Source organism: Novipirellula methanifontis (assembly GCF_052161655.1).
Classification (GTDB): Bacteria; Planctomycetota; Planctomycetia; order Pirellulales; family Pirellulaceae; genus Novipirellula.
The window spans coordinates 8,917,025-8,942,734 of sequence record NZ_CP197418.1 but is presented as its reverse complement, the minus strand read 5'-3'; the positions used below and the strand labels follow the sequence as shown (position 1 = coordinate 8,942,734).

18 protein-coding genes are annotated in these 25,710 nt (G+C 53.5%); 6 read left to right on the top strand and 12 right to left on the bottom strand.

The features are described 5' to 3' along the window. Positions 1–58: 58 nt before the first annotated feature. From SH528x_RS31900 to SH528x_RS31875, 6 genes are all read right to left on the bottom strand, one after another. Positions 59–1,570: a sulfatase family protein gene (locus SH528x_RS31900; RefSeq protein ID WP_442507457.1), complete on the bottom strand. Its 1,512-nt coding sequence runs from the start codon at positions 1,568–1,570 to the stop codon at positions 59–61. 49 nt (positions 1,571–1,619) lie between these two features. Then, positions 1,620–3,059: a sulfatase-like hydrolase/transferase gene (locus SH528x_RS31895; RefSeq protein WP_442507456.1), complete on the bottom strand. Its 1,440-nt coding sequence runs from the start codon at positions 3,057–3,059 to the stop codon at positions 1,620–1,622. Positions 3,060–3,216: 157 nt separating this feature from the next. Beyond that, the gene (locus SH528x_RS31890; RefSeq protein WP_442507455.1) at positions 3,217–4,611 is read right to left on the bottom strand and encodes a sulfatase; all 1,395 of its coding nucleotides are present in this window, start codon (positions 4,609–4,611) and stop codon (positions 3,217–3,219) included. A 210-nt stretch (positions 4,612–4,821) separates the two neighbouring features. Beyond that, on the bottom strand, positions 4,822–6,336 hold the full coding sequence (locus SH528x_RS31885) for a sulfatase family protein (protein WP_442507454.1): 1,515 nt from the start codon (positions 6,334–6,336) through the stop codon (positions 4,822–4,824). 195 nt (positions 6,337–6,531) lie between these two features. Continuing rightward, entirely contained in the window at positions 6,532–7,491 is a 960-nt protein-coding gene (locus SH528x_RS31880; RefSeq protein ID WP_442507453.1) for a hypothetical protein, read from the bottom strand. Positions 7,492–7,495: 4 nt separating this feature from the next. Then, positions 7,496–8,977, bottom strand: a complete 1,482-nt coding sequence (locus tag SH528x_RS31875; protein ID WP_442507452.1) for a sulfatase — start codon at positions 8,975–8,977, stop codon at positions 7,496–7,498. Between the two features lie 563 nt (positions 8,978–9,540). Between SH528x_RS31875 and SH528x_RS31870 the strand changes: the two genes are divergently transcribed. Beyond that, positions 9,541–10,914, top strand: a complete 1,374-nt coding sequence (locus SH528x_RS31870; protein WP_442507451.1) for a sulfatase-like hydrolase/transferase — start codon at positions 9,541–9,543, stop codon at positions 10,912–10,914. Positions 10,915–11,140: 226 nt separating this feature from the next. Here SH528x_RS31870 and SH528x_RS31865 read toward each other — a convergent pair whose 3' ends face one another. Together SH528x_RS31865 and SH528x_RS31860 are read right to left on the bottom strand one after the other, a co-directional pair. Next, positions 11,141–13,630: a glycosyl hydrolase family 95 catalytic domain-containing protein gene (locus tag SH528x_RS31865; RefSeq protein ID WP_442507450.1), complete on the bottom strand. Its 2,490-nt coding sequence runs from the start codon at positions 13,628–13,630 to the stop codon at positions 11,141–11,143. 219 nt (positions 13,631–13,849) lie between these two features. After that, positions 13,850–15,454 carry an apiosidase-like domain-containing protein gene (locus SH528x_RS31860; RefSeq protein WP_442512221.1) on the bottom strand — a complete coding sequence of 535 codons (1,605 nt, stop codon included), beginning with the start codon at positions 15,452–15,454 and terminating at the stop codon, positions 13,850–13,852. A gap of 550 nt (positions 15,455–16,004) precedes the next feature. Here SH528x_RS31860 and SH528x_RS31855 point away from each other — a divergent pair. Then, positions 16,005–16,553 carry a sigma-70 family RNA polymerase sigma factor gene (locus SH528x_RS31855; RefSeq protein ID WP_442507449.1) on the top strand — a complete coding sequence of 183 codons (549 nt, stop codon included), beginning with the start codon at positions 16,005–16,007 and terminating at the stop codon, positions 16,551–16,553. A 45-nt stretch (positions 16,554–16,598) separates the two neighbouring features. On the opposite strand, the gene SH528x_RS31850 is transcribed toward SH528x_RS31855, so the two are convergent. The 4 genes from SH528x_RS31850 to SH528x_RS31835 all read right to left on the bottom strand — a co-directional run bounded on the left by SH528x_RS31850 (position 16,599) and on the right by SH528x_RS31835 (position 19,574). Then, a complete protein-coding gene (locus SH528x_RS31850; RefSeq protein WP_442512220.1) occupies positions 16,599–16,952 on the bottom strand; it encodes an SPW repeat domain-containing protein in 354 nt (117 codons plus the stop codon). Continuing rightward, entirely contained in the window at positions 16,952–17,599 is a 648-nt protein-coding gene (locus SH528x_RS31845) for a vitamin K epoxide reductase family protein (RefSeq protein WP_442507448.1), read from the bottom strand. Before SH528x_RS31845 ends, SH528x_RS31850 begins: the two co-directional genes overlap by 1 nt. A gap of 50 nt (positions 17,600–17,649) precedes the next feature. Then, on the bottom strand, positions 17,650–18,708 hold the full coding sequence (locus SH528x_RS31840; protein WP_442507447.1) for an NAD-dependent epimerase/dehydratase family protein: 1,059 nt from the start codon (positions 18,706–18,708) through the stop codon (positions 17,650–17,652). Positions 18,709–18,896: 188 nt separating this feature from the next. Further along, positions 18,897–19,574 (bottom strand): DedA family protein, encoded by a 678-nt coding sequence (locus SH528x_RS31835; protein WP_442507446.1) that lies wholly within the window; start codon positions 19,572–19,574, stop codon positions 18,897–18,899. Here SH528x_RS31835 and SH528x_RS31830 point away from each other — a divergent pair. The 4 genes from SH528x_RS31830 to SH528x_RS31815 all read left to right on the top strand — a co-directional run bounded on the left by SH528x_RS31830 (position 19,565) and on the right by SH528x_RS31815 (position 25,656). Next, positions 19,565–20,377, top strand: a complete 813-nt coding sequence (locus SH528x_RS31830) for a ZIP family metal transporter (RefSeq protein ID WP_442507445.1) — start codon at positions 19,565–19,567, stop codon at positions 20,375–20,377. The genes SH528x_RS31835 and SH528x_RS31830 overlap by 10 nt on opposite strands. 634 nt (positions 20,378–21,011) lie before the next feature. Continuing rightward, positions 21,012–22,223: a DUF1559 family PulG-like putative transporter gene (locus SH528x_RS31825; RefSeq protein ID WP_442507444.1), complete on the top strand. Its 1,212-nt coding sequence runs from the start codon at positions 21,012–21,014 to the stop codon at positions 22,221–22,223. 160 nt (positions 22,224–22,383) lie between these two features. Continuing rightward, positions 22,384–22,593 (top strand): hypothetical protein, encoded by a 210-nt coding sequence (locus tag SH528x_RS31820; protein WP_442507443.1) that lies wholly within the window; start codon positions 22,384–22,386, stop codon positions 22,591–22,593. A gap of 48 nt (positions 22,594–22,641) precedes the next feature. Further along, positions 22,642–25,656: an FG-GAP-like repeat-containing protein gene (locus SH528x_RS31815; protein WP_442507442.1), complete on the top strand. Its 3,015-nt coding sequence runs from the start codon at positions 22,642–22,644 to the stop codon at positions 25,654–25,656. Positions 25,657–25,710 lie beyond the last annotated feature (54 nt).

Below are 25,710 nucleotides of genomic sequence, written 5' to 3'. Positions count from 1 at the left end.
TGAATGGGGAATTTGTGACGGCTAATCCAGCAACATCGAATGAGCGATGCAAGCCGGCCTACTTGCCTTCGGCGGCCCATTTCTTCATGAGCGCGATATTGTCTTGGACTTCCTTCAAATGTGCAGGATCAAATTTGGGCGAGTCGAGGCGGTCGGTGTAGACCTTCATGTCACTGTCGTACATCTTGGTCGATTCCAGTTGACGTCCTTGGTCGCCGGTCTCTTCCATCCAGCGGTCCAGACGATCGCGAAGGTCACTCAGTTGTTCCGCGTACGCCGGATCCCCCGCCAAATTATGAATCTCGTGAGGATCGTTTTTGACGTCGTAAAGTTCTTCGCCAGGCCGCACTTCGCGAAACAACAATTCTTGGACTTCGTTTAATTTGCCTGCGGCGTGATATTCACGCAGCGCGATCAAGATCCCCTTGGCATCTTTGTAGGCACAAGGTTGCAAATAGGGACGGTTTGGCAAAAAGTTACGGATGTATTTGAATTCCTTGGTTCGCACCGAACGCATGTGATCCACCGTTTCGTCACAGCGGTCGCGGGCAGCAAACACCGATTCACGCGGTTCGTAGTCGCTTGCCAGAATATCTTTGGCTTGCATGATATTTGGGATTTCGATTCCCGCCGCCGCCAGCGAGAGAGCCGCGATATCGATATGCTCGACCACGTCGTCGCGGACCGTGGCTGGTTTCACGCCTGGACCCGCAATCACCAACGGCACGTGAAGCCCTTCGTCGTACAAGAATTGTTTGCCGCGAGCGTGGCTGATGCCATGATCCGTCATGAACAGCACCAAGGTGTTCTCGAGCACGCCTTCGCGCCTGAGTCGCTCGAGCACTTCGCCCACCATCGCATCGGTCAACCGAACCGAGTCCAAATAGGCAGCCCAGTCTCGCACGATGTCAGGATGTTTGGGGTAATACGGCGGCAACGTGACAGCATCGATAGGCGTGCTGCTGCCCAATTCTTTTTTAGCTTGCCGAGCGGTCTTGTCCCAGCCGCTTGCGTCCTTGCCACGCAGTTTGCCACCTGCGGTTTGAATTTGTGCAAAGAACGGTTGCCCCGTTTTGCGGTCCTGCCAATCGTTGCTGTCGTAGACCGATTGGTCCCATTGGAAATTGTAGTCGGTCTTCCCAAGTTTGCCGTTCAGTGGCCAACCGGTGATCGAGGTATGGTAGCCGGCATCTTGGAAAAGTTTTGGAACAAGAGTGACGTTTGCGGGCAAGTGAATTTTTTCAGTTCCACGTCCGCTGCGATGGTGATGAGCTCCGATACTGGTTTGATACATCCCGGTGATAAACGCAGATCGGCATGTGGAACAAACCGGCGCTGTGACATAGGCGTTGGTAAACTTGACGCCACGCTGGGCAAGTCGATCGACGTTGGGTGTCTCGATCGCCGTTTCGCCGTAGCAGGAAAAGTTCGCGGACATATCATCAGGGATGATCCAGACAATGTTCGGACGAGAGACAACGCCGCGCGACTTGGTTTGGTCTTCGCCCCGGACCGTGCCGATCGCGAATACCATTAGAAATACGAGAAGCGTGAACGTTGGTTTTTTCATGATGTGATATTGAAGAAAAGAGTGGTGTGCGGAAAATCGAAAGGATGCCTCAATCGTTGGGATCCACAATGTTTTTCCAGTCGGGATAGATCGGCCGCTGCTTCGCTTGGGGGCCGCCCTTTTCCGGCGGCGCGGGAGGCGCGGACTGAAGCACGCCGCTGAGTTCATCTTTGGCGGATGCCGCCTGCGAATCGAGTGACTCCGCAGCCAAGTTATTGGCTTCTAGCAAGTCCGAGGGCACACGATAGAAGCTGCCGTCACGATAAAGTTTGTACGTTTCATTGCGAACGTATTGTGAGCCGGGAAAATTGCCCCAGTACGGCTGGTAATGGCAGAGCACCCAGTCGCGTGGATTGCCGGCTTTGCCCTGTAAATGTGGCAGAAAGCTGCGGCCATCGACCGGATCATTACTGCCGAGTTGGACGCCCGCGGCTTCGGCCAGCGTGGCGTAGAAATCGGTAAAGTCGACGAGGTCATCCAGCACCACGCCGTCCGGAGTATGCCCTTTCCAATACGCCACCAACGGAACGTGCGTTCCCATATCTTTGGTGCCGCCTTTGCCGCCGCGAATTGCTTGTCCATTCCAACGCGAGGTAATCGATTTGTTGGTGCCGTTGTCAGCAGTGAACAGGAATAGCGTATTGTCGAGCTGGCCGGCCGCTTCGACTTGCTTGACAAGCTTGCCGACGATCTTGTCCAAGTAGTTGACCATCGCGACAAAGTTGGCCTTTTGTGCGTCCGCGTTTTTCGGAGCCTTGTTCGTATCATGCGTCCGTGGCGAATCTCCGATCGTATCCGGAGTGGGCACGAACGGATTGTGCACCAACACGGTGGGGTAATAAACAAAGAACGGCTGGTCTTGGTTCCGCTGGATGAAGTCGCAGAGAAAGTCCGACATAATGTCCGGACCGTATTGCTCGTGGTTATCCTGTTTCGTCAAAAATTTGCCGTTTTGCTCCAGCGGCGGACTCCAAAATCGCTCGCCACCCTGCTTTCCCGCCTTCGCAGCGGTCAATTGCCACAAACAATATTCGTCGAATCCAGCCTTGAGTGGCCGCGTGTTGTCGTCGTGTCCGACGGCACCATGGTACAAGCCGTTGAGTTGCCACTTACCCGCGACCGCCGTCTTGTAGCCAGCGGACTGCATCATTTGCGCAAACGTTTTCTCTTTCGGATCTAGATAACCGAAATGGGTATAGTTGCGAAAGTTGTATTTCCCCGTCATCAACTTCACACGTGACGGGGTGCAAATCGGAGTCGAATAACAGTTTGTAAATCGCACGCCTTTGGACGCCAGTGCGTCGATGTTGGGCGTCGAGTAGTCTTCGGCTCCGTAGCAGCCAAAGCACTCCCAGCTAACGTCATCCGCCATGATCAAAATCACATTCGGCGGACGTTCGCTTTTTGCCTCTTCTGCGTGTGCTGGCGCACATGCGAGAAGCACCGCTGTAAGCAACAGCAGCGTTCGCATTGGATTGTTCATAGTCATTTTATCTTGCCGCCTTAAGTATCATTCGTTCGAGTAACCAGTGTCGCTGATCGCTCCGCGATCTTAGCGTTATTAAAGTCGCGATCCTTGCGGAGTGAAGATGTTTTGGTGAGGAGGGAGAGTTTCACTATGATCGCGGAGCGATCAACGACGAAGCCTATTGTATTCCCGAATACTTTTGCACGTTCATCCTTCGCTCCCACGCGGCGAGTTTTTGCACGAACTCTTGAGTTTTTTCGGGGTGGGTTTGCGACAGGTCGTGCTGTTCGCCAATGTCATTAGCGATGTTGTAGAGCTTCACCGTGCCGCTGCGGTAGGCGAGCAGTTTCCAGTCGCCCAGTCGCACCGATGCGTACAAGTCTTCGTAGGCGCGGTAGCCAAAAATCGGTTCGTCTCGCGCGAGCATGCTGTTGGTCTTGATCGTCGAGACCAGCGACACGCCATTGAGGTCTTTGTACTTCGACGGATCGCCGCCTGCGATCTCGAGGAGCGTCGGAAACAGGTCGGTCGATTGAACGATGCTGTTGTTTTCCGAGCCCGTCTTGGTAACGCCTGGCCAGTGGAAGACAAACGGCACCCGTGCACCGCCCTCGTACAGCGTGTCGACTTTCTTGCCGCCATGAAACGGCGGGTTATCAAACGCGCCGCCCTGGTCAGATAGCAAGATCACAATGGTATCGTTTTCGATTCCCTTGGCTTTGATCGCATCGCGGACACGGCCAACCGATTCGTCGAGTGCTTTGACCATCGCGGCATAATGTGCATAGGGTCCTGTTAAACCCTTCTCTTTAAACTGCTTGACGAGGTCTTCGCGTCCGTCGTGGGGACCGTGAACGGTGTAATACCACAGCGACAACATGAACGGTTTGGCTTTGTCATAGCTGCTAATAAACTGAACCGATTCGTCGGTCAATTTGTCGGTCAGATAGCGTTCCTTTTCGTCGGCCAATACATCCGAGTTGACAAAGTAAGGCGGATGATACGACTTTGGATGTCCCCAGTTCGAGGTGCCGATCTGCTCGTCGAATCCTTGCTTGACCGGATGGTATTCCTCGTGTCCGAGGTGCCACTTGCCGATAAACTCGTTGTAGTAGCCGAGTTCGCCAAGTGCCTCGGCATAAGTCGTTTCCTCGAGCGGCAACCAATTGCGGCAAGGGAACTGGGCCGGATCCGTCTCCAGCAAATTGAACTCGGTTTCGGTGCGGCCGAACTTGTCAAAATCGGCGTGCTTGGGGCCGGTGGGGATATGACGCACCAAGTCGAGTCGCACTGGATGTTTCCCCGTCAACAGCGTGCCGCGACTGGGACTGCATGTCGGACACGCGATGTAGGCTTGGCGAAAATCAAGTCCTTCGTGAACCAGTTGGTCGATGTTCGGCGTTTCAAATACAGGATTACGACATCCCATGTCGGCCCAACCATAATCGTCGACAAACAGTAAAACGATATTGGGTTGTTTGGGGCTCGTCGTGGTCTCTGCATCGGCCGCAGTCACCTTCGTGCACGGTAGAACGGCCAGCAGAAGTGCAAACGCGGTCGTCAACTTGATCATGGAGTCTGCCGTGGATTTAAGGGGACGAAGCTGAATACGTCTGGTGGTATCGTCGTTGATCGCTCCTGCGATCATTACGTGCATTAGAGTCGCGTTTCCTGCGGAGTGACGATGTTTTTGTGAGGAGGTAAGATTGCGTTTTGATCGGCGGAGCGATCAACGACGTTGAATCACGTTGTGATCGCGGGAGCGATCAACGACACTCTCTGCTTAGTACTTGCCGTTGGTGCCAAACATCTCTTTTTTTGATGGCCGAGGACGAACGCGAACACTGTGGTCGGGTTCCCCCGTGACGCGATCAAACTCGTCCGGGGTTCGACGCGACGGTAAATAGTCGGACGTCTCTTCGGTCCAAGTCGCCAAGGTCTGCGTTAATCGCTTGCGAACCGATTGGTAGCCAGGATCGTTGATGACGTTGCTCAATTCGCCAGGATCACGCATCAAGTCGTACAGTTCCCACTGCGGACGAGGCGATGCAAAACAGCTTTGTTGTTCCTTGGTCAGCTTGCCTTCTTTGTGCAGTCGCAACATTGCTTGCCAAGTGAGTCCGCGTCCGGCATCAGCCGAAGGCGTTGCAGCCAAGTCGATATAGTCGTTGCGAATCAATTTGAAATGCTGGTCCATGACACAGCGAGCGTGGTCTTCGTAGTCGTGCCAATGGTCTTCGGCAAAGGCGTATTGTCGGGACTCGGTCAACGGGTCTCGCAGGACCGGTGCGAAGCTGTGTCCTTCGAGCTGCATCGCTTCGGTCGTGTCCTTGTCGATTTTTGCAAGCTCCAGAAACGTGGGAGCGATATCGATTGCACTGACCAGCGAGTTCGTGGTCACACCGGCGCGAACCTTGTCGGGCCAGCGAACGATCCACGGAGTACGAATGCCACCGTCGTAAAGCGTGGTTTTGTCGCGTGGAAACGGACGGCCGTTATCGCTGATAAACAAAATCAGTGTGTTTTCCGTTACGTTTTGTTGTTCGAGCTTCCTCATGACTTTGCCGACGTAGGTATCAAGTCGACCGATTTCGTCGTAATAAAGTCGCAAGTCTTCACGCACGTCCGTGGTGTCGGGTAAATGCGGTGGAACAATCACATCGGCGTGGCGGTGCGGCGGATCCAACGCACCTTCGCTGTATTCACGGTGCGGATCGAGTGCCGCCAGCCACAGAAAGAACGGTTTGTCACGCGGACGGTCGTCGATCGCTTGCTCCCAATCTTCGCAACCGCTCGGTTGTGCCGCGATCATCTTTGGCGGCTCACCGTCTTTGCCCGATGGCAACACAAAGCCCGCCGTGGATGCTTCGTAAATTCGGTCGAAATGGTCGCGTACCGCGTCGCCCAAATGCCACTTGCCCGCCGCCGCAGTGTAGTAGCCCGACTGTTTCAGCGTCGCAGCCAACGTCTTACTCTCCGGCGGCAGTGGCCAATGCAATTGTTCGGCACCCGTGTTGTGCGGGTACTTGCCCGTCAAGATGCTCGATCGCGACGGGCTACATGAATTGGTTGTCAGGTACGCATGCTCGAACTGGAGTCCCTGGTTGGCAAGTTGGTCAATATGCGGTGTGCGGATCGCGGGGTGACCGTACGCACCACAATCATCCCAATTCATGTCGTCGGCAATGATTAACACCAGATTCGGCCGGTCGCTGGTATCAGCGGACCACAGTGGCGAGCAAAGACAGAAGCAGAGGGCAACGGGACACAACAATTGAAGGATGGGAAACGATTTCATCAGGAATGCCGGACTTGGGTTCAGAAAAGTGGGGATAAGATTAGTAAGCTAAGGCAGGAGCGAGTGCTTTGCTTGGTGTTTCTAATGTAGTGGAGCTTGCTAAAGCTCCCTGTCTTCGGGCGCGAAAGGATCTTTAGCAAGATCCACTACCTCAATGCCTTAGTCTGTCCAGCATAATCGACTGCTGCCGTTCGGTTATTGATCAAGCACATTTTGGACCCAGTCGCGGACTTGCGTGCGGTAGTCGCTTTCCTTGTGCATCCAGAGGTCGGTATGCGGGTGCACGACATTGCCTTCGGGGATCGCAAAGATTTGGCTAGTGGGGACATCGATAAATTTAAATCGAGCCAGTTCGCTGTGGTCACTCAGGAATGCATCGCGAACCTTGCTGGCTTTGGTTCCGCATACCAACACTGGACGACCACGGAGTCGGGCTAGGCGTGTTAGGGCCGAGGCACGATCGCTATCGGGGTAGCCCCAGGTCTTTTCGCCGTCGAAATGATCGTGCGTCAAGAAGCCTTTCCAAAGCGAAGCGATCTCGTCATCGGCGAGTCCGATATAGCTAGTCGCGATCGCCCCACGAGAGAAACCGCAGAGGATGATGTTGTCGGAATCGCCTCCGAATTCGGCACAGATGCGAGGAAGGTTTGTTTTGCAGTAATCGACGGTGGCTTGCTTGTCACCCCACCAAGTGACGGCGTTTTGTTGTTTACCTGTTTCGACATACGGCATGCAAATCCAAATAAAGCCTCGGCCACCGCTAATGCCATAACCTAAGTTCGCGTCGCCGACCTCGCCGCTAGAGTTGCAAGGGGGCCACTTGTTTCCGGTGTACTCGACGATCACTGGAAACTTGCCATCCGGTTTCCAGTCCACAGGCAAATAGAGCGAGTGATGCACTTGGGTTCCCTCGTATTCCGTCGCGACCTGTCGCACTCGCTTGCCCGCACCCGGGGCGTCCTCGGTCATTGGTGGCGATATGAGATCAAAGGTGGTCAAGGCGTCCGTTGTCTCCAGAGGGTTGCCGTTCACCGGATCATTGACAGCTGCTGGTGACTGGGCAAAGCAAACCGGGGTGATGCAATACGGGGCGATGCAAGTCATTACCACCAAGTTTGTGACAAAGACACCGCGACAAATCAAATGTGAAAACATGCAACTACTTCTTGTTGTTCTTTTTCTGCTTCTTGGGCTTCGTTTTCTCCGAGTCGTATTTCGGATTTTCGCTCATCATTTGAGCGTCGACGGACTCACGCCATGCCTTCAATTTCTGCAGCAGTTGATCGGCCTTTTCTGGCTGCGTTTTCGCAAGATTGTTTGTCTCGTAGGGATCCGTTTTCAGGTCAAAGAGCTCCAACTCGCCGTTTTCAAAAAACTCAATCAGCTTCCAGTCGCCGTGTCGAATCGCGCCGTAAGGCTTCGTGCGGTGGTAATGCGGATAGTGCCAAAACAGGGTGTCGCGTTCCAAGTGGTCGGCCGTGCCTGTTAATAGCGGAACCATACTGACGCCGTCCTGATGTTGATCGGGACGTTGTTTGAGACCCGCGATATCGAGAAAGGTGGGGTAGAAATCGGTGCCAATCACCATGGCATCGGATGTCGATCCCGGCTTGGATTTGCCAGGCCACTTCACAACCAGAGGTTCACGAGTACCTCCCTCGTGCGAGAAACCTTTGAAATCTCTCAGCCCGCCCGTGGTCGCGTCATTGTCGCCTCCGTTGTCACCGGTCAAGACAACGACGGTGTTATCGGCGATCCCCATTTCGTCGAGCTTGGCCATCAGCCGACCCACGCTGTCGTCGAGCGATTCGACCATTCCAGCACGAGCTGGGTTTAGAAATTCGTTTTTGATGTTCGCAAACGACTTGGCTTTTTGCTTGTACTTTTCTACCAATTCCGGCGGCGCCATGATCGGTCCATGCAGTGTGTAATAGGAAAAGTAAAGCAGGAATGGCTGATCGCGATTGGTGGTATCTAAAAAATCGACCGCTGCGTCGGTCAGTTTGTTGGTTAAAAAATCGCCTGGCTGACCGTCATCGAGATTGGGCATGTCAAATGGCGAAAAATACTTGCCGCGTCCTTTGGGTTGTCCCCACTCGCGTCCGCCGACGTTCAAGTCGAAACCGTGATCGGTCGGATAGTGTTCTTCGAAATCCGCTTGGCCAATGGGCATCAGGTGCCACTTTCCAAAAAATGCAGTGGAGTAGCCCGCTGCTTTGAGTGCTTCAGGCATTAACACGCGATCATGTTCGATTCGCATGTTCCAGTCAGGCACCGAAAGTTTGGCATATGGATGATTGTGTCCGGCGATCCAGTCGGTCAAATGCAAACGAGCCGGATAGCAACCGCTCAGGATGGCGGCTCGGCTTGGCGAGCATACGGTGCAAGCGGCGTAGGCGTTGCGAAACAGCATGCCCTGGCTGGCAAGTTTGTCGATATTCGGCGTTTCATAGAACTCCGCGCCGTAACAGCCAAAGTCGCCCCAGCCGAGATCGTCGACCAACAAAAAAACGAAATTTGGTTGATGGCTGTTCGCCTTGACGGCTGCCGTTTGAGCATCCGCCGACGCGGAAACGACGAGCGAAAGGCCCAAAACGATTGCCAGGAACGCAAGTTTTGGAGCATAGACTCGGAGTGTCATTCTCGACCTGTGGGTGGTTGTGGGGCGTCGCATTAACGCATCTTAATACGTCCGAAATACAAACGACTAAAATGGGTCCCATAATTATGATTAACAAATTCTAGTTTAACGAACGGGGGCATGCTGCGTTTGGGTAGCCACAGAATGTTGTGGTATCGTTGCCCTGGCAGTCGGTGCCAAGCCATTTTTGGACACTAAAAATCACCACTTTTCTGAGACGATTCAATCGGTGGGCGTGCATCTATCGCCGCCTCGCCGAGATGGATTACGATTGAGTTGACACTTTTGCGGTAGGCGACATTTGCTATGAAGCATTTATGGCGGTGCGGCGAAAGCGGGCTGTTGATTTAATCGAAATGTAAATGGTAGTGGTGAGCCGTGAGGCACCGGGTAATGCGTGGAACCCGGCCGCTCACGCGCGAGCGGTTCACTAAATCAACAGCGCGCAAGCCGCCCGCAAGCAGCGATTGAAACGTTTGAATAAAACCGAGCCGCTTGCTCCATGCCGCCATGAAAATCAATAAGAAAACGAAGTGACCGTGACGACAATCAAGCAAAGGCTGATGATGACGAAATGGAAAAGACCTGTACTGGCATTGGCAACAGCGATCGCAACGATTGCCGCATTCGCTGGCACATCGGAAAGAATCATCGCGGACGATCGCCAGCCGAACATTGTGCTGATCATGGCCGATGATCTGGGCGTCGAGGGACTCGGGTGCTATGGCGGACTCAGTTACGCCACGCCCCAACTTGATCAACTTGCCGCCGAAGGACTTCGCTTCTCACATGCTCATGCTCAGCCTCTCTGTGCGAACACACGCATGCAGCTGATGACGGGGATGCACAACGATCGCAACTGGATTTGCTTTGGGATTATGGATCCCGCTGAGAAAACGTTTGGTCATTATTTGCAGGAAGCCGGCTACAAGACTTGTATCGCGGGCAAATGGCAATTGCAGAGTTACGATCCGCCGGACTATCCCGGTGCAGAAACTCGCCGCGGCATTGGCATGCACCCCAAAGATTCCGGCTTTGATCGATACGCGTTGTATCATTCGCTGCATACTGAAGACAAAGGTTCGCGATACGCCAACCCAACTTGGCTCGAAGATGGCATGCTAAATAAGGCCGAGGGCCAATACGGGCCAGACCAGTGGGTGGATTACATCAATGATTTTATGGAACGAGAAAAAGCGAATCCGTTCTTTGTCTATTATCCAATGGCACTTCCCCATTGGCCGATGAATCCGACGCCCGATAGTGCCGATTGGAGTGATCCCGCGAAGCGACTCGACGAAGACCCACGCTATTTCAAGGACATGGTCGAATATATGGATAAGTGTGTTGGCAAGGTCGTGAAAAAAATCGACGACCTTGGTTTGCGTGAGAACACCTTGATTCTGTTCTACAGCGACAACGGCACGCATCTTTCAATCACGTCGCAAACAAAACACGGTCCTGTCGCCGGAGGCAAGGCGATGCCGACCGACGCAGGAACTCACGTGCCGCTAATCGTGAATTGGCCGGGGAAGGTTCAACCGGGCGTTTCTGATGCGCTGGTTGATTCGACTGACTTTATTCCGACATTGATGCAAGCGGCGGGACATCCATTGCCATCCGACCACGATTTGGACGGGATCAGTTTTTACCCGGAACTCGTGGGTGATGGAGCCTCGACGCCACGTCGCGAGTGGATCTATTCGTTTTACGATCCTCGTCCGGGATGGGACAAGGATCAATTTACACGTCATGTCTCGGCCCGCGATCGTCGTTGGCATTTGTACCAAACGGGCCAGCTTTTTGATGTCGAGGCGGATGTTTTAGAGCAACATCCGATCACCGCCGAAAATGACACGGCCGAAACCGCGGCGGTGCGAAAACGCCTAGCCGCGGTGCTCAAAACGCAATCGCAATCGGATAAAAACGTGCAGTAACCACTTACTTCACCCTCCCGGCGAAGCAAGGGAGGGTCGGAAATCGAGCCTATAGCGAGATTTCCGGGGAGGGTTGGTGACGCTGAACTTGCAGGTTGTCATCGCTTACACGCAGAGGCCTTACCGGTGAACTTGTTTCGTTCGTTCAGACCGCCTCGAAACAAGTTTCGCACAACGTGAGCACGCTAAACGACGAGCCTCTAACGACTTGCTTCACTTCTGTCGATCAATCGTTCCATTGCAGCTTGATCGTCTTGGTTTCGCCTGGTTTGAAATCCACGGCAATGGTATCGGAGTCCAGCGGCACCGACTTGCCTGATACCGTCGCTGCAGTGACGTTGCGGCGCAGCTGGATTTGGATCGTTTGTGTTTTCTTGCTGCTCACCACCGCTTCGAGTTCACGGCTAGAGAAATCCCAACGCAGTGAATCGACTCGAGCTTGCGTCCGGCACATCACGCCTTCGATTGAGCCCTTTGGCAATTTATCAGAGCAGGCGGGTAAGAGCTCAATCACGCCTGGACGAGAGTAAATCAGCATCTCCATGATCACCGATGGGATCGAGTGCAACGCGTCCGAGTTGTAGATCACGCCTGGATTGTGGGAAGTGAACAGGCTGCGGTAAAAGTAGTTGCCTTGCATCAGGAACAGCAGGTTGCCATAGACCAATTCGGGTTGTTTCAGTCGTGTGCCGATCAGCGCGGTATGAGCCAATCCGTGGGCACTGCCGTTTCCGCGACCTCGTTTGGCAATCGCAATACGAGCCGCCTCGAACAATTCCGAGTTTTCCGGCGTCAATTCCAAGCTCGGCCACGCCAGATACAAATGCGAAACGTGGCGGTGATCGTATTGATCTCGGATGTCTGGATGTGACCATTCCTGAAGGGCACCGTCTTGGTTGGTCAAATAAGGTGGCAGCTTCGCTAGGATGGTTTGCCACGTTTCGATCTTGTCCTGGTTGCGTTCCAGCTCATTGCTGACCGCGATCAAATTCGTCAGCAATTCGCGAATCGCGGAAATGTCCATTGTCGCATTGGCAACCACGGCCGAATCGGTGTTGCTAGGACGGTTCTCGGGTGAATACGACGGCGCGATCAGGAATTTACCGTTGTCGTCATACGTGTCCAAAAAGTCTTCATAGAAGAGAGCCGTCTTTTCCATCATGGGTAACAAACGGTCGACCATGAATGTTTTGTCGCCGCTGCACTGGTAGTACTCGTAACACGGTGACAGCAGCCAGGCAGCGCCGGCGGTCCAGTGATTTCCGGGCCATTTGCCAAAGTGAGTGTGCAATCCCCGCCGACCCGACGTTCGTGTTCCCGCCAAGTAGCCTCGGCATCCAAACAGATTTTTCGCGTTGATTTCCCAGTCTGGGGCAATCCGCTCGAGCATCGTCATGTAGCTCTCGATCGCCTCGGAAAGGTTCGCCTGACTGGCTGCGGAAATCTGTAGATTAAGGTTCGCGTCAAGCGTAAAGTCGCCTGACCACTCGGGACGCCATGCCCCGTTCCAAATGCCCATCAAGTTCGGTGGGTTATCGCCCGAGCTTGAGATCAAGCCATAAACGCCCATGTTGAAAATCTTTTCCAACAGATACGGATTGATGCGGTCGCGATTTTTCTGACTTTGGATAAGCGTTTCGTTGCTGCCGTCGTCGAAACCCGCTTTGTCGAGGTACAGTTGGACGCGGTTGAACATTTCGCGGTGCACATCCGCGTGAGCAGCAAGCAATTCGTCGTAGGATCCGAGGGTATCGATTCGTTGCTTGCTGGCGGTAATCTGCGAGTTCGTCGAGGGCTCGGTGGGAATCACTTCGGCGAACACTTCGACTTTGTTAGCATCAGAAATCGAGATCCGGTTACGTTCATTGCTCAGTGTTCCACCGTCATTGCGGACTTGGACGATGACCTCGTACCCGCGATCGTAAATCTGGTATTTGACGCGATACGTCATCCAGCCATCGTCGGTGCTTTTTTCGAAAGGTTCGACCAGAGGGTAGTTCAGTTCCGCATACTTTTCAGGAAACAACTTCTTCAAATTGGTGGTAATGTTGTTTTGCTTTTCTTTTGCCCCTCCGATTTTAGTGGCAATCGATTGCTGGTCGAGATCGATGGTGACATTGATTGCCGAGTCGGAGGACGCGGTGATTTGTGTTGCGATGACATTCGCAGGCCGCGAGACAAATGATTTGCGTTGATACTGCGTGTTGTCGGCGGACCACTGGACTGTGATCTCACCATCGGTGTAGCTCGTGCTCCGCTGATAATCCGCGACATTCCCAGCAAACGTTTGCTCGATGTTCATCACACAGGCGGGATGATAGGGATCGGTCCACAGAATGTCGGGATGACCTTGCTCGAACGCACGGTTGAGTGCGAGTTTTTCAGCTTCGCGATATTTTTCAGTTTGGATCAATGCCTTGACTTGAGGCATCGCATCCGCGATGTCCGCCGGTTCAATGTCTTCGGTTCCGATGAACTCGTACAGCATTTCATGGTTGAAAATGATCTTCTCGTGCTGTGGATCTCCGTGAACCAAGATCCCCATCCGTCCGTTGCCGCTAACCAGGGCATCCTGCCACGCGGTGGCCGGTGTGTCGCTGTAGTTGGATGTCTGTGAGCGGGTGTTCTGAGCATGATCGGCGTTTTCAGCGTGACAGATCGTACAGATCGCGAGCATGGTCATCCATGCCAACGGTGAGCGTCGCGTTATCGTCAAAGGTTTACTCCTGAGGTCGAGTGATTGTGAATAGTTGGGCTAGTGCTGGATTGCTAACCGTTTAGAGTTGTCATCGTATATTGGAGGTGAGTTTTTCTTCCGGCCGATACTGCAGTTACCTCTCCACCGACGAAGTGAGAAGAGGGAATTGATCCGTTGCAGAGTGCCGACGTATCGAGGCGGCCTAGATTGAAAGCGGCTCTTATACCAATCTTTCGGCTACTTTTCGTCCGTTTGCGACTGCAATTGCACAATTAGAATCGCAAAATCGTCGCCCGCGGGTTTGGGAAAGCTCGGCCATTGGGTGATCGCTTTCTTGATCGGATTGCCAAAGGTTCCGCTGAATGGATCGAACCAAGTGGCGGTCATCGTTTGCCCCTGCCTGTCCTTGGGAAGTCGGACTCCGATGTGCTCATTTTCTTTGGGTACGTAATATATGAACAAGTCTTTGTTGTTGTGCAGACAGAACCCGCTACTGCTCTTTTTGTCACCCGCCTTCAACTGTCCGATGTTGTATTTTTCTATGAGCGTCCGCATGTGGCGGTAATAATCAAGACGTGGTCGCGATTCCGCATCCATCGCGTCGATGTCGGGAAAGATCACATTCCACGCGGCACCTTGCCAGTAATGCGTCGGAAACGTTCCTGCAAAGACACACTGGTATGCACGTTCGAGGCAGACCTCCGGCGACGTGTAGTCACCCGTGAAAACGACGTAGGGACCTCGCTCGTAACCGCCATGTTCAATGTTCAAGATCGGTTGCATTGGGAAATCGTCGCACACATTACGCATCACGCTGTACAGCTCGGAACTCCAGAGTTGCACGGAGACAAAATCCAATTTTTCGGGGAATCGCTTGCAATAACCATAGTCATGCACGGTGACCAACCGTTTGTATGCGTCAAGGTTGCGTAATCGCTCGATCCGCTGGCTGATGTAGTTCACATCATTGTGTCCGTAACCGAGTGCCTCTTTGGAAATGTCCCAGACCAAATTTGGATATGCTTGGTAGCGGCGGACGACGTAATCAAAGTAACGGTTGTCTGCTTCGAAGTTCGCCTCAGGCCAGTTCACTTCTTTATTCCACACGTAGATCATCAAGTGCGCTGCGATTCCTTTTTGATCGAGGTAATCGATGACGCGGTCCAGACGTTGGAAGTATTCAATATTTAGTTTGGAATGATCTGGCTCGGTGTTGCTGCCAGCGAAGGGAAACACTTTGGGGCTGCCGTATTCGTGTTTCGGGTCGAGTTCTTTGTCCTTGGCCCAATTGACGTCGTAGGCAAAAACGTTCATCACGACTTGGTTGAAACCCTGCTGGGCCAACGTGTCGACAAATTTTCGTGTGTCCGGAATGTCGTCGGCGTTCTCCGCGTCCAACGCAAACAACCAATCGCACTCGAACGCGATGGGGTAATAGATATCGCCATTTTCGTACCGGAATCGACGCGAATGTTTGGGGTCAATAACGACGCCTCCCTTGCGTCCGTCCGCTGCGTCCGCGACCGACAACGTCCCTTGCTTTCCATCGATCGCCGGCAGTGACGACTTCGTTACATAGTTCCATGTGCCTGGCGTAGGCGGGGTGAAGCGAATGACATAGTCGGTACCACCATCGTAGAACCCCGGCACCTCAAGATTTTGGCCTGCGGTATTCTCGAATTTTGCAGAAACATCGACGTCCACCGGTTGTGCGGGAAGTTCGCTGGCGGCAAGACGAATCTCCGATACTTCCCACTGCTGAGCCGAAGTGGATGCATTCTGTAACGTTACGTTGCCTGCAGGCTGGTCCGCCGCGGACGGTACCGTGATTGCCATCCCCATTAGAAGCACTGGAAGGAGACGTCGTGCATTTGTTCTTGCTGCTGTAATCCATCTCGCTCGTGGCGTTATTTCAAAATTCATGAATCGAGGTCACTTAAAATCGAAAAGGGGGGGAAGCGGGGACGTCGGAAAGATCAGTTGTACCCCACGGCAATCACTAGGTGGGGCCAAGTCAATGAGTCAAATCGGAACGCGACTATCATGATCACACGACCGTTTTACTTCCAGTCGCCCATGCATTTGCCTCGCTTTTCCCTGAATTGGTTGGAAGACTTGGGCAATTGATTCGCGGTGGGCAGCAAGACGGCGTGTCTTTGACCGCCTGTCAACAACCTGTCCAATGGTAAGCAGGTCAATATGAGTCATTCCACATAATGATTTGAGCCGACGGCGCTAGCCGCGGGCATGTTTACTACAATATTGACGTTCCCCGCGGCTAGCGCTGTCGGCTCACAAAAGGATCGACGTTTCATCGGTATTTACCCAACGACCTGCTTAGTATGGAGGGTGATCTTTTTTGTTTGTAAAGCGAGAGGAAAGAATCGAGCTGATGTCTAGCGACTCTGACGCCACTGCGGATTCCGAGCGAACCGAAGCATTTATCCGTTTGCTTGCCGAACATGAGCGAAAGTTAGGACGCTATGCCATGATGTTGGTTCCGCATGTTCATGATGCCGACGAAATCATGCAAGAGTCAAAGATGGTGATGTGGCGGAGCTTCGATCGCTTTGAATTGGGGACCGATTTCTCGGCCTGGGCACGCAAAGTTGTCTTTCACCAAGTGCTCAAATACCGACGTCAACCTGCCAGACGGACCCAGCCTTTCAGTGATCAAACTCTCGAACTGCTGGCGTCCGAAGCGCTGTCGATGGAGACGCAATTGGATCAGCGGCATCTGATCTTGGCCGATTGCATTGCCAAATTGAGTGAGGAGCATCGCAAGATCTTGAGACTTCGCTACAACGACGAATTGTCGATCGAGCGAATCGCCGAACAGGTCCAACGGACGACCGCGGCGGTTTATCGGGTACTCAGTCGCATTCGGCGCACCCTTCACGAGTGCGTTTCGGGCTCGGTCAAAGCGGGCAGCGAGTCGTAGTGCTCAACCGGCGTTCTCTGAAATTCCTAGGCTTCTCGGGAAATTCTAGGTAGCAGATTCCGAAGGTTTGCTCCGCCACACCAACGGCGGTTTTGAGGCTTCGTTGGGGATCAACGCGATCATCAATAGAAAGAGGCCCACCACAATGTGGTTCTGGTGAACTGGGGGCGGAGGAACGACGAAAAAGCGTCCCCACACAATCAAGCCCGTCGCAACCACCAAGATCAACAGATGGGCGTGTCGCGTCGGTCGCCAGTACGACAGTCCGGCTAAAGTGCTGATCAAAAGAGCGATGCCAAAGTCGACCCATAAAATCACGGGATCCACCGGAGATTGAAAAATGAACGGGCTGGCGGCAAGCCACACTGCGGACATGATCTCGACGACGCGTCCCCACATCATGCCACCTCGCGGGATAATAGTTTTTCGGCAGCTTCGTCCAGCTCCGCGGTGCGGTTGCCCCAGAATGCGTTCCAAAACAAAGCAATGTCGTGATGATCCTGCCACACGATCTTCAAATAGGTCAGTGAGGCCCGGACTTCATCCCAAGCCCAATACACCAAGATCAATGAGATACCGGCCGTCACCAAACACAGAAAACACCACTCACCGATAACAAATGCTTGAAGCACGACCAGCACTACGCTGACGATGCCCAGCGGAATCACGTCGATCCCAAACAGAATGACTAGCCAAGGGCGGTATTGCCAACGACGAGTCGATCCGGCGAATCCGAGAATGGCGTCTCCGAGATACGCCAACACTCCCAACGCGGCATCGTGAATCCCTAGGATGCCATACATCGACATCGCGGTGTCCGATTTGAGAACGCGGTTGCTGCCATCGCCAAACACGGGGTCCCACGAGCTTTCGATCAATCCCCACTGAAACAGCGATAGATGAGCCGAAATCAGTGCGGCGACAAACGCCAGCAGGCAAATCGGAATCCGCTGACTCCACGCCGACGGATTGTGTTTGTACGGAGGGACCGGCCGGTCCAACGGATCGACTTCTGTGCGGTCAATGATCCTCGACGATTGAAGCATCCTTTATTCCTGTCGGGTGAGGCTAGTAAATCGCTGCATTCCATTAAAGCTCATCGCTCGAGTCCGTTTTGTTCGTACCATTTTTCAGGATCCGCTTTCAACGCATCGGTCATTTTCGGCAATGTCGTCGACAACGAATGTTTCGGTTCCCAGCCCAACAACTCTTTGGCACGCGAGATGTCCAGTGCATAGTGATCGTCGGCCATCGCGACCATAAAAGGTTTGATAAAAGCGTCGCCGCCCTGCAGCGTGTCGCTTACCGCGGCTCCGACTTTTGCCAGAGGTTTTGGAATTCGCATCGTCGACCACTCTTTGCCATGCAGTTGCTTGCCAATCATGTTTTGCAGCGTTTGATATGACAGTGTTTCTTCTTCGCCAATTAAAATCGCAGTTTTCGGAGCGATCGCATCACGCCGCTCTACCGTGCGGACGATCGCATCGACGGTGTCATCTAGATGGACCGCCGCTTGTCCCGCATCGGTATCGCCGGGGAAAAAGTGGCCTTGGAAATCTTTTTCGTAGATCCGTTTGATTTGCTGGACGATGGTCGGTTGACGTCCATAGTCGGTGTAGACACCGGCAACCCGCAAGAACACCGATGGCACATTGGGGTGTCCTTCGCGAATCAATCGTTCAGTTTTAATTTTGCTTTGCGGGTACGGCCACTTGGCTTTCAGCGGATCATCCTCGCGGATCCGCTCACCCACTTCGCAAGGAGCGTGTACTAACATCGTGCTCGTAAAGACAAATTGTTCGTACTGGAAATCTTGCAGTGCGTTTAACAATCGGTCCGTGCCATTGACGGTGACTGTCTTGTAAAGCTCGCTGTCTTCGCCCGAGAAATCATAGTAGGCGGCCATGTGCACCACGCTCGCGAGTTTTCCGCCGGTTTTGCTGCGGACATTTTTCATCGCGCCTTGAACCGACGAGTAATCGGTGATGTCGCACTCGACGTCATGCACATGTTCAAGTGCCTTGGGCGGTTCAGGCAATCCAACGCGGTCAAAACCAAAAACTTCGTAGCCGGCTTTGGCAAGTTGACGGCACGTGGAGTTGCCGAGCAATCCAGAGCTGCCGGTGACAATAACGCAAGGACGTTCGCTAGACATGTTCTTTCTCGATTTTGGAGCCAATGAGTTCCTGGAATCGAAAAGACGCAACTCGCATGCCAAGCCAAACGAAGACACGGGATGTCGGATGAAGCAACTCCGAGTTGATTCACATCGGGGTACGTCAGGAAAACCACAGACCGTTTTTGCGTCAGCCGTTCATTTCACAATGCTGGCGCGTGCCAAATTCAGGAGGTGGCTCGTACTGCTCGTTGTCGCAACACTCGCCAAAGCCACCATCCGAACAAACCCGCGACGACCGCCATGCTGACCCAGCTCAACGGGCTAGCCAGGTTCTTGTAATGGTCTCCGAGCCACCACCCAATGCCCGCCAGAAGTGATGTCCAAATCACAGTTCCAATCGCGGTGAACAAGGAAAAGCGGCCGATCGGCATTCCTGCAAATCCTGCGGGGACGCTGATCAACGTGCGAATGCCGGGAACCATTCGGCATAACAAAACCGCGGCGCTTCCCCATTGGTCAAACCAAGCATCGACGCGATCGAGATCTTTGGGAGTGATCGTTAACCAAGCACCGTGGCCGTCGATCCAGCGGGCCAACCGCTCTTTGCCGATCCAGCGGGCAAACAGATACCACGCCAACGCACCGATAAACGAACCGACGCTGCCAGCAGCTACGACGGCAAAAAATGACGCGTTTCCTTGGCTAACCGAGTATCCAGCCCAAGGCATGACGACTTCCGACGGGATCGGCGGAAATAGATTCTCCGCCAACATGAGTAGTCCTACCCCGGCGGCGCCAAACTGTTCTAAAAAATCAGTGATCCATTTTTCCATACTGCTCTGACACGGCAACCTGCGTGCCAGCGGCACATTATCTGCATTACTGCAGCAAAATGATGACATGGCTAAAAAATTTGGATCCGGTCTGGCAAGCACTCGCCGCCGGCCTGTTCACCTGGGGGCTCACCGCACTGGGCGCTGCGTTGGTGTTCGGCTTGGTTCGGGTCAATCGAAAACTGCTCGACGCAATGCTTGGGTTTGCAGGCGGTGTGATGCTGGCGGCAAGTTATTGGAGTCTGCTGGCGCCGTCGATCGAAGTGGCGGATGAACAGGGATGGCCTAGCTGGTTCCCGGCCGCAGTCGGTTTTCTGGTCGGAGGCGGCTTTTTGTGGGGACTCGATCGCCTGCTTCCCCACCTGCATCGAGGGCTGCCGATCGAATCGGCCGAAGGCCCGCGAACGGCCTGGCAACGCAGCGTGTTGCTAATCTTTGCGATCACACTACACAACATTCCCGAAGGGTTGGCGGTCGGCGTTGCACTGGGCAGTGCCGCTAGCGGACTGGAAACGGCCAGCCTGGGCAGTGCCACTGCATTGGCCATCGGTATCGGGTTGCAAAACGTCCCCGAAGGCATCGCTGTTGCCGTTCCGCTGCGGGGCGAAGGGTTAAGCCGCATGAAGGCCTGGATGATCGGGCAAGCATCCGCGCTAGTCGAACCGGTTGCTGCTGTCATCGGAGCCGCCGTGGTGATGTTCGCTGCTCCGGTGTTGCCGTTCGCCCTCAGTTTTGCTGCTGGAGCAATGGTTTATGTGGTCGTCGAAGAGTTGATCCCCGAAACGCAGCAACAAGGCAATGACGACTTGGCAACCGTTTGTCTGATGCTGGGATTCACCCTCATGATGATCTTGGATGTGGCGTTGGGTTAGACCTCCTATGCCTCCTTTTCACATCGGTGTAAACCAAGAAAATCATATTTTCTTAAAAAAATCTTAGCCGTTTTTCGACCATAAACTTTGCATCTTTTTATTGGAAGTCGGACGCCTCTTGTAGTCGTTCGGTCGTGATTGAAATTCTTGGGGCCTAAGAGGTGCGGGAAAACGAGAATAGGGATTCTGGATTCCGAATTGAATTTGCGTTTGATAAACCGCCGTAAGAGCCGTGTTATTTGACGTGGATGCCGTTCGTTAATAGGATCCTCAAAGTCAGCGAGCCACTTGCGTTAAACCCGAGCAACAAATGTCGTCGTTTTTTCTCAGGGAATGCAAGTGAGTTTGTTTGGTGGTTTTAGGTCATGGGCAATCCGGTTGCCGTGGTTCAAAAACACTGGTTTTGAGGTGCTTCCTAAAGACGTGCTCCTGCTTTTTCATTTTTAGGCTTCTCCATTTTGTGGGCACCAAGTGAAGCAAGACCTCGGGATCGGTTGAACCAGATTATCGGAGTCAGCATCGCGGCGACCGCGGTGGGGTTCATGCAACAAAGTGAGCGAGTTTCTTCATCGGCCGGCTTAAAATTACGAATCGGCGATGGTCCATACTTTTTTCTTATCTTGAAGGTTTTTCGATGCAAAAGAATCGTCCTTTGCCACAGCGAGACGGGTTTACCCTAGTCGAGTTGCTCGTTGTGATCGCCATCATTGGCGTGCTAGTAGGTTTGTTATTGCCCGCCGTTCAAGCAGCGCGTGAAGCGGCTCGGCGAATGAGCTGCAGCAACAACTTCAAGCAACTTGGTCTCGGTATGCACAATTACCACAGTGCCTACAATGCGCTTCCGATTCAGGGAAGTGGTACCGAAGATACAACCCTCAGCAATTCGTACTGGTGGTCCAACACCAAGAATGCGAGTCAAAACCAATTGTCAGCGTTGGTCGGTCTGACACCGTTCATCGAGCAGCAAGCCATTTGGGAGGTAATCAGCAATCCCAACGATTACAACAAAGACGGAACAACTGACTTCCCAGCGATGGGCCCAAGTCCGCAAAACTGGCTCGATTACCAGCCTTACAGTACTGAAATGCCGACGCTTCGTTGCCCGAGTGATCCGGGAAGAGGATTGCCCGCCGCGGGACGGACAAACTATGCCATGTGTGGTGGTGATTCGGGACGCTGGATCAACTTTGGCAATCGCAGCGACAATCCTTGGAAACCCCTCAACTCGGCTCAAGCCGAAGAGCAACGCTCGGCTGATCGTGGTGTGTTCGCGTGTTACAAACAAATGAAGTTCCGAGACATTCTCGATGGTTTGTCTAATACGATTGCGATGGGGGAAATAGCGACCGACCTCGGCGATAAAGACAAACGTACGATCTCTTATGATCGTCCAAGCTGGAGCTATCCGGGACCGCGTGATAATCCCTCGGAATGTGGTACGGGTGGATTGGTTGATGCTCAGCGACCTCAGTTCTGGGCTTCCTCGACGCCGACCGATAGTTCATCCAACGGTCGCGGTTATCAGTGGTTCAGTCGATTGCCGCTGTACACGATGACGACCACGATTCTGCCACCGAACAAAGAGGTTTGTGGTTACGATCGCGGCGTCGATTTGATCGTGTTGCCACCATCGAGTCGTCACCAAGGTGGTGTTCACGTGCTGATGGCTGACGGAGCGGTGAAGTTCATCACGGATTCGATCGAAGCAGGCGATTCGACCGCTCCCATGGTTCATCAATGGGGCAATGCGACAAACAAGAATCAACCAGGGGCGCAGAGTCCTTATGGGTTGTGGGGATCGCTCGGTAGCCGTGCAGCGAAAGAAACGATTTCCGCCGAATTCTAATCGCGAAACGGGGCATCGAAAGATCCCCACTCAATCACGGCTTCGGGACTTTGTTCCCGAAGCCATTTTTAATTGTCACCGTACGCTCTACGGATCTACTGAGCTTTCGCTCTGCTATTGTCACTACTCTCTTATTATCTGTTGAAACTGAAAGTCGATCATGAAACAATTTTTATTCTTATCGCTGCTGTCGCTCACGTTTTGTTGCAGTCTCGGGTGTGGCGAACAGCAGGCAGGCAGCGTTCTAGATAGCGCCAGCGATGAAGAGATTGCCAAAATGCGTGCCGCCATCGAAGAGGAGCAACGCAAGATGGAGCAAGGGTTTGAGAAAGGCAATTATGATCAAAGCAAACCGTTGCCTAAGCAATAGTTCGGTCGTCAGTTAAATCGTTAGCCCTTGGGGGCACCGTTGGTTGATATGCGTCGCTGGTCGATTCTGTTCACGCTTGTGCTCTCGCTGAGCATCGGTTGCGGTGACGTTCGCTCACCGCTGCCGGACGCATCGACCTCCGACGCTCGACTTGATTCGTCTGCTTACTCGCTGCTATCCAAAGCGGCGTCCGAAGGCAGATGGGTGGACGCGTCACAATGGTCTAGCGCCGCTTTGATCGAGCGGCCTGATGACCCCGACGTTCTGTTTCTGGTGGCCAAGGTCGCTTATCACTGCGATGATCCATCGTTGTCGATCGAGCTATTGACGACGGCTTGCTCGTTTGAGTCGTATGCCGACGACACTCATGTGCACCAAGCCGTCGTGGCACTGCTTTCAATGGGGCGGCTGTATGGCAGCATCGAGCTGTTAGAAAATACGGTTCGTCTTCGTCCCGATCATCATGTCTTTCGTCGACAACTCGTCGACTTTTACGCTATGGCCGAGCGGCCCGAGATGGCGGCACCTCACCAACGTGTTCTGGTGCAACAACGGAAGTTTGATTTGCCGTTGCTGATCAATCTCGCCGCCTCAGGGCCACGAACGCTTGAAGAAGATTCGGTTGAACTGCTGGTAGAGCGGAATCCCAATGATCTGCGTCCTTTGCTGGCGAAAGCCAAACGACACTTTGATCAACGTGACGATGATGCAATCGTCTCGCTACTAACACGCATTATCGCTCGTCACCCCGGATTCGCACCTGCGCATGCGCTGGCGATCTCCACAATCTCGCGGTCTGGAGATCTAGATGCGATCATGACGTTTGCAGCTCAAACGCCTGAGGAGGTCAATCAGTATGTTCGCTACTGGATCGCACTGGGCGATTGGGCCAGTGGCAACGCCATGGACGAGGTTGCAACGCGATGCTACTGGGAGGCAACGCGTCGTGATGCGAACAATAGCGAGTGTTGGATGAAACTGCGGACGAGTTTGCAGCGATTAGCCGAGAACCATTCTGAGTTTGACTTGGACACGGCAATTGAGTACGTCCAGACGCGAGCCAGCTTGCTCAATCGTCTCGACCAGCAGCGGCGAGAATTCATGTCCGCTCATGCGGATTCACAACGTTTGGCAGTCGGAATCGCTAAGACGCTTGCGCAGCTTGGCCGCCCCTGGGAAGCCGAAGCGTGGGCCGCTATCGCGTTGACATTGACGCGTGATCCTTTTGACGATGCAGCGGAGTATCGCAATTCGGTGGTGGCCACCCTTCGTCGCGATACGCCGTGGCAAGTAACGGATGGCCATCCTGAGCTGGCGCTCGATTTCAGCCACCTGCAGTTGCCGGAAATTGTCAGGGACGCAGGCGAGATGGGGTCGACGGCGTTGGTTCCGAGTTCCCTCCAGCTCAGTGATCCCCCGCAAAGCAAAACGAAATTGAAACTCATCAATCAGGCTGCGGAACGGGGGATTGATTTTTTTGGTTATACCCACCCCCATCTCGATCAGCCGGGATTTATGTTGCACCACACCCTCGGATGTGGCGGCGGCGTGTTGGATTACGATCTGGATGGATGGAGCGACGTTTACTTTGCGGCCGCAGGAGGGACGCCCCGATTAAACGATTCGCAAAGCAATGCTCTGTTTCGGAATCTCCGTGGCGTGTTCAGCGAAACCACGACGATGACGGGCACCGGGGATACCGGATTTGGCCAGGGCATTGCCGTGGGCGATGTCAACGAAGATGGGTTTCCCGATTTGGTTGTTCTGAACTTTGGTCGTAATGTTCTGTACGTGAACCAAGGTGATGGTACGTTTGATAATGCAACCGATCGCTGGTTGGGGGCACAGGCAGACGTGGCTTGGTCCACAAGCGGAGCGATCGCCGATTTCAATGGAGACAGTCGTGCGGATTTGATTTTTCTGAATTACTGCCAAGGATCGCAACTAACGACCCATCGCTGTGTTGCGAAACAATTCGATGAAGCACCGTCGTGTTCTCCGATGACCTTTTCCGCTGACGCCGACGTGTTCCGACTCGGCAGCTGCGAGGGGAATTTTCAACTGCAAGAAGAAAATGTTGCTGCGGAACCTGAAATTATCGGTCGCGGTTTGGGGATCGTTGCCGGAGCATTGGATGACGACAACGGAATCGATGTGTTTGTTGCCAATGACATGACGAACAACCATTACTGGTCAAACGTGTCACACGCCGACGCCGACGCCGATTATCAGCTGCATGAGATCGCAATGACTCGAGGCCTAGCGGGCGATGCAAGGGGATCTGCCCAAGGATCGATGGGGATTGCCGTGGGTGATTTGGATCATGATGGACGATTCGATTTGTTTGTGACTAATTTTGTCGATGAGTCCAATGTTCTGCATCGCTATCGTGGTCATCATTCGTGGGTCGACGACACCAATCGTTTGGGACTTGCTTCGAGTTCGTTTCCGCTGGTTGCATTTGGAACGCAAATGGTGGATTTGGATAACGATGGCCGACTTGAGATTGTCGTTACCAACGGTCATGTTCAGATTCTGTCTCCGGATGGTGTGCGTGCCGACTATGAACAACCCTTCCAGGTGTACGAGCAAAGTCCACGAGGTAAGTGCCAATTGGTTTCCCCGATGATGCAGGGATCCTATGTGAATTCATTGCATGTGGGGCGAGCGTTGTGGACGATGGATGCGGATCGAGATGGGATGACTGATCTGTTCGTGACGCACCAAACCGAACCGGTCGCACTATTGATGAATCAATCGGCGGAGAGGCGATCGTGGGTCGAATTTCAATTGGTGGGCACGTCGAGTTCGCGGGACGCGATTGGAGCCACGGTTGAGCTTCGATGTGGCGACCAGGTGTGGAAAAAGCCACTCACATCGGGTGACGGATACCTTTGCAGCAACGAACGTCTCCTTCGTTTCGGTTTGAATGATTTGCAGCAATCCGACTGCACCGTGACGATCCGTTGGCCAAATGGGAAGATTCAAACGCACGGCGATTTGGCAGCCAACACGCGGTGGTTAATCGTCGAATCCCAGGGGATCACCCAACTCGACGATTAAGATTGCAGGGTGGGAATCGACCTAATCGCTGCCCTTCACTTGCGGAATACCTCA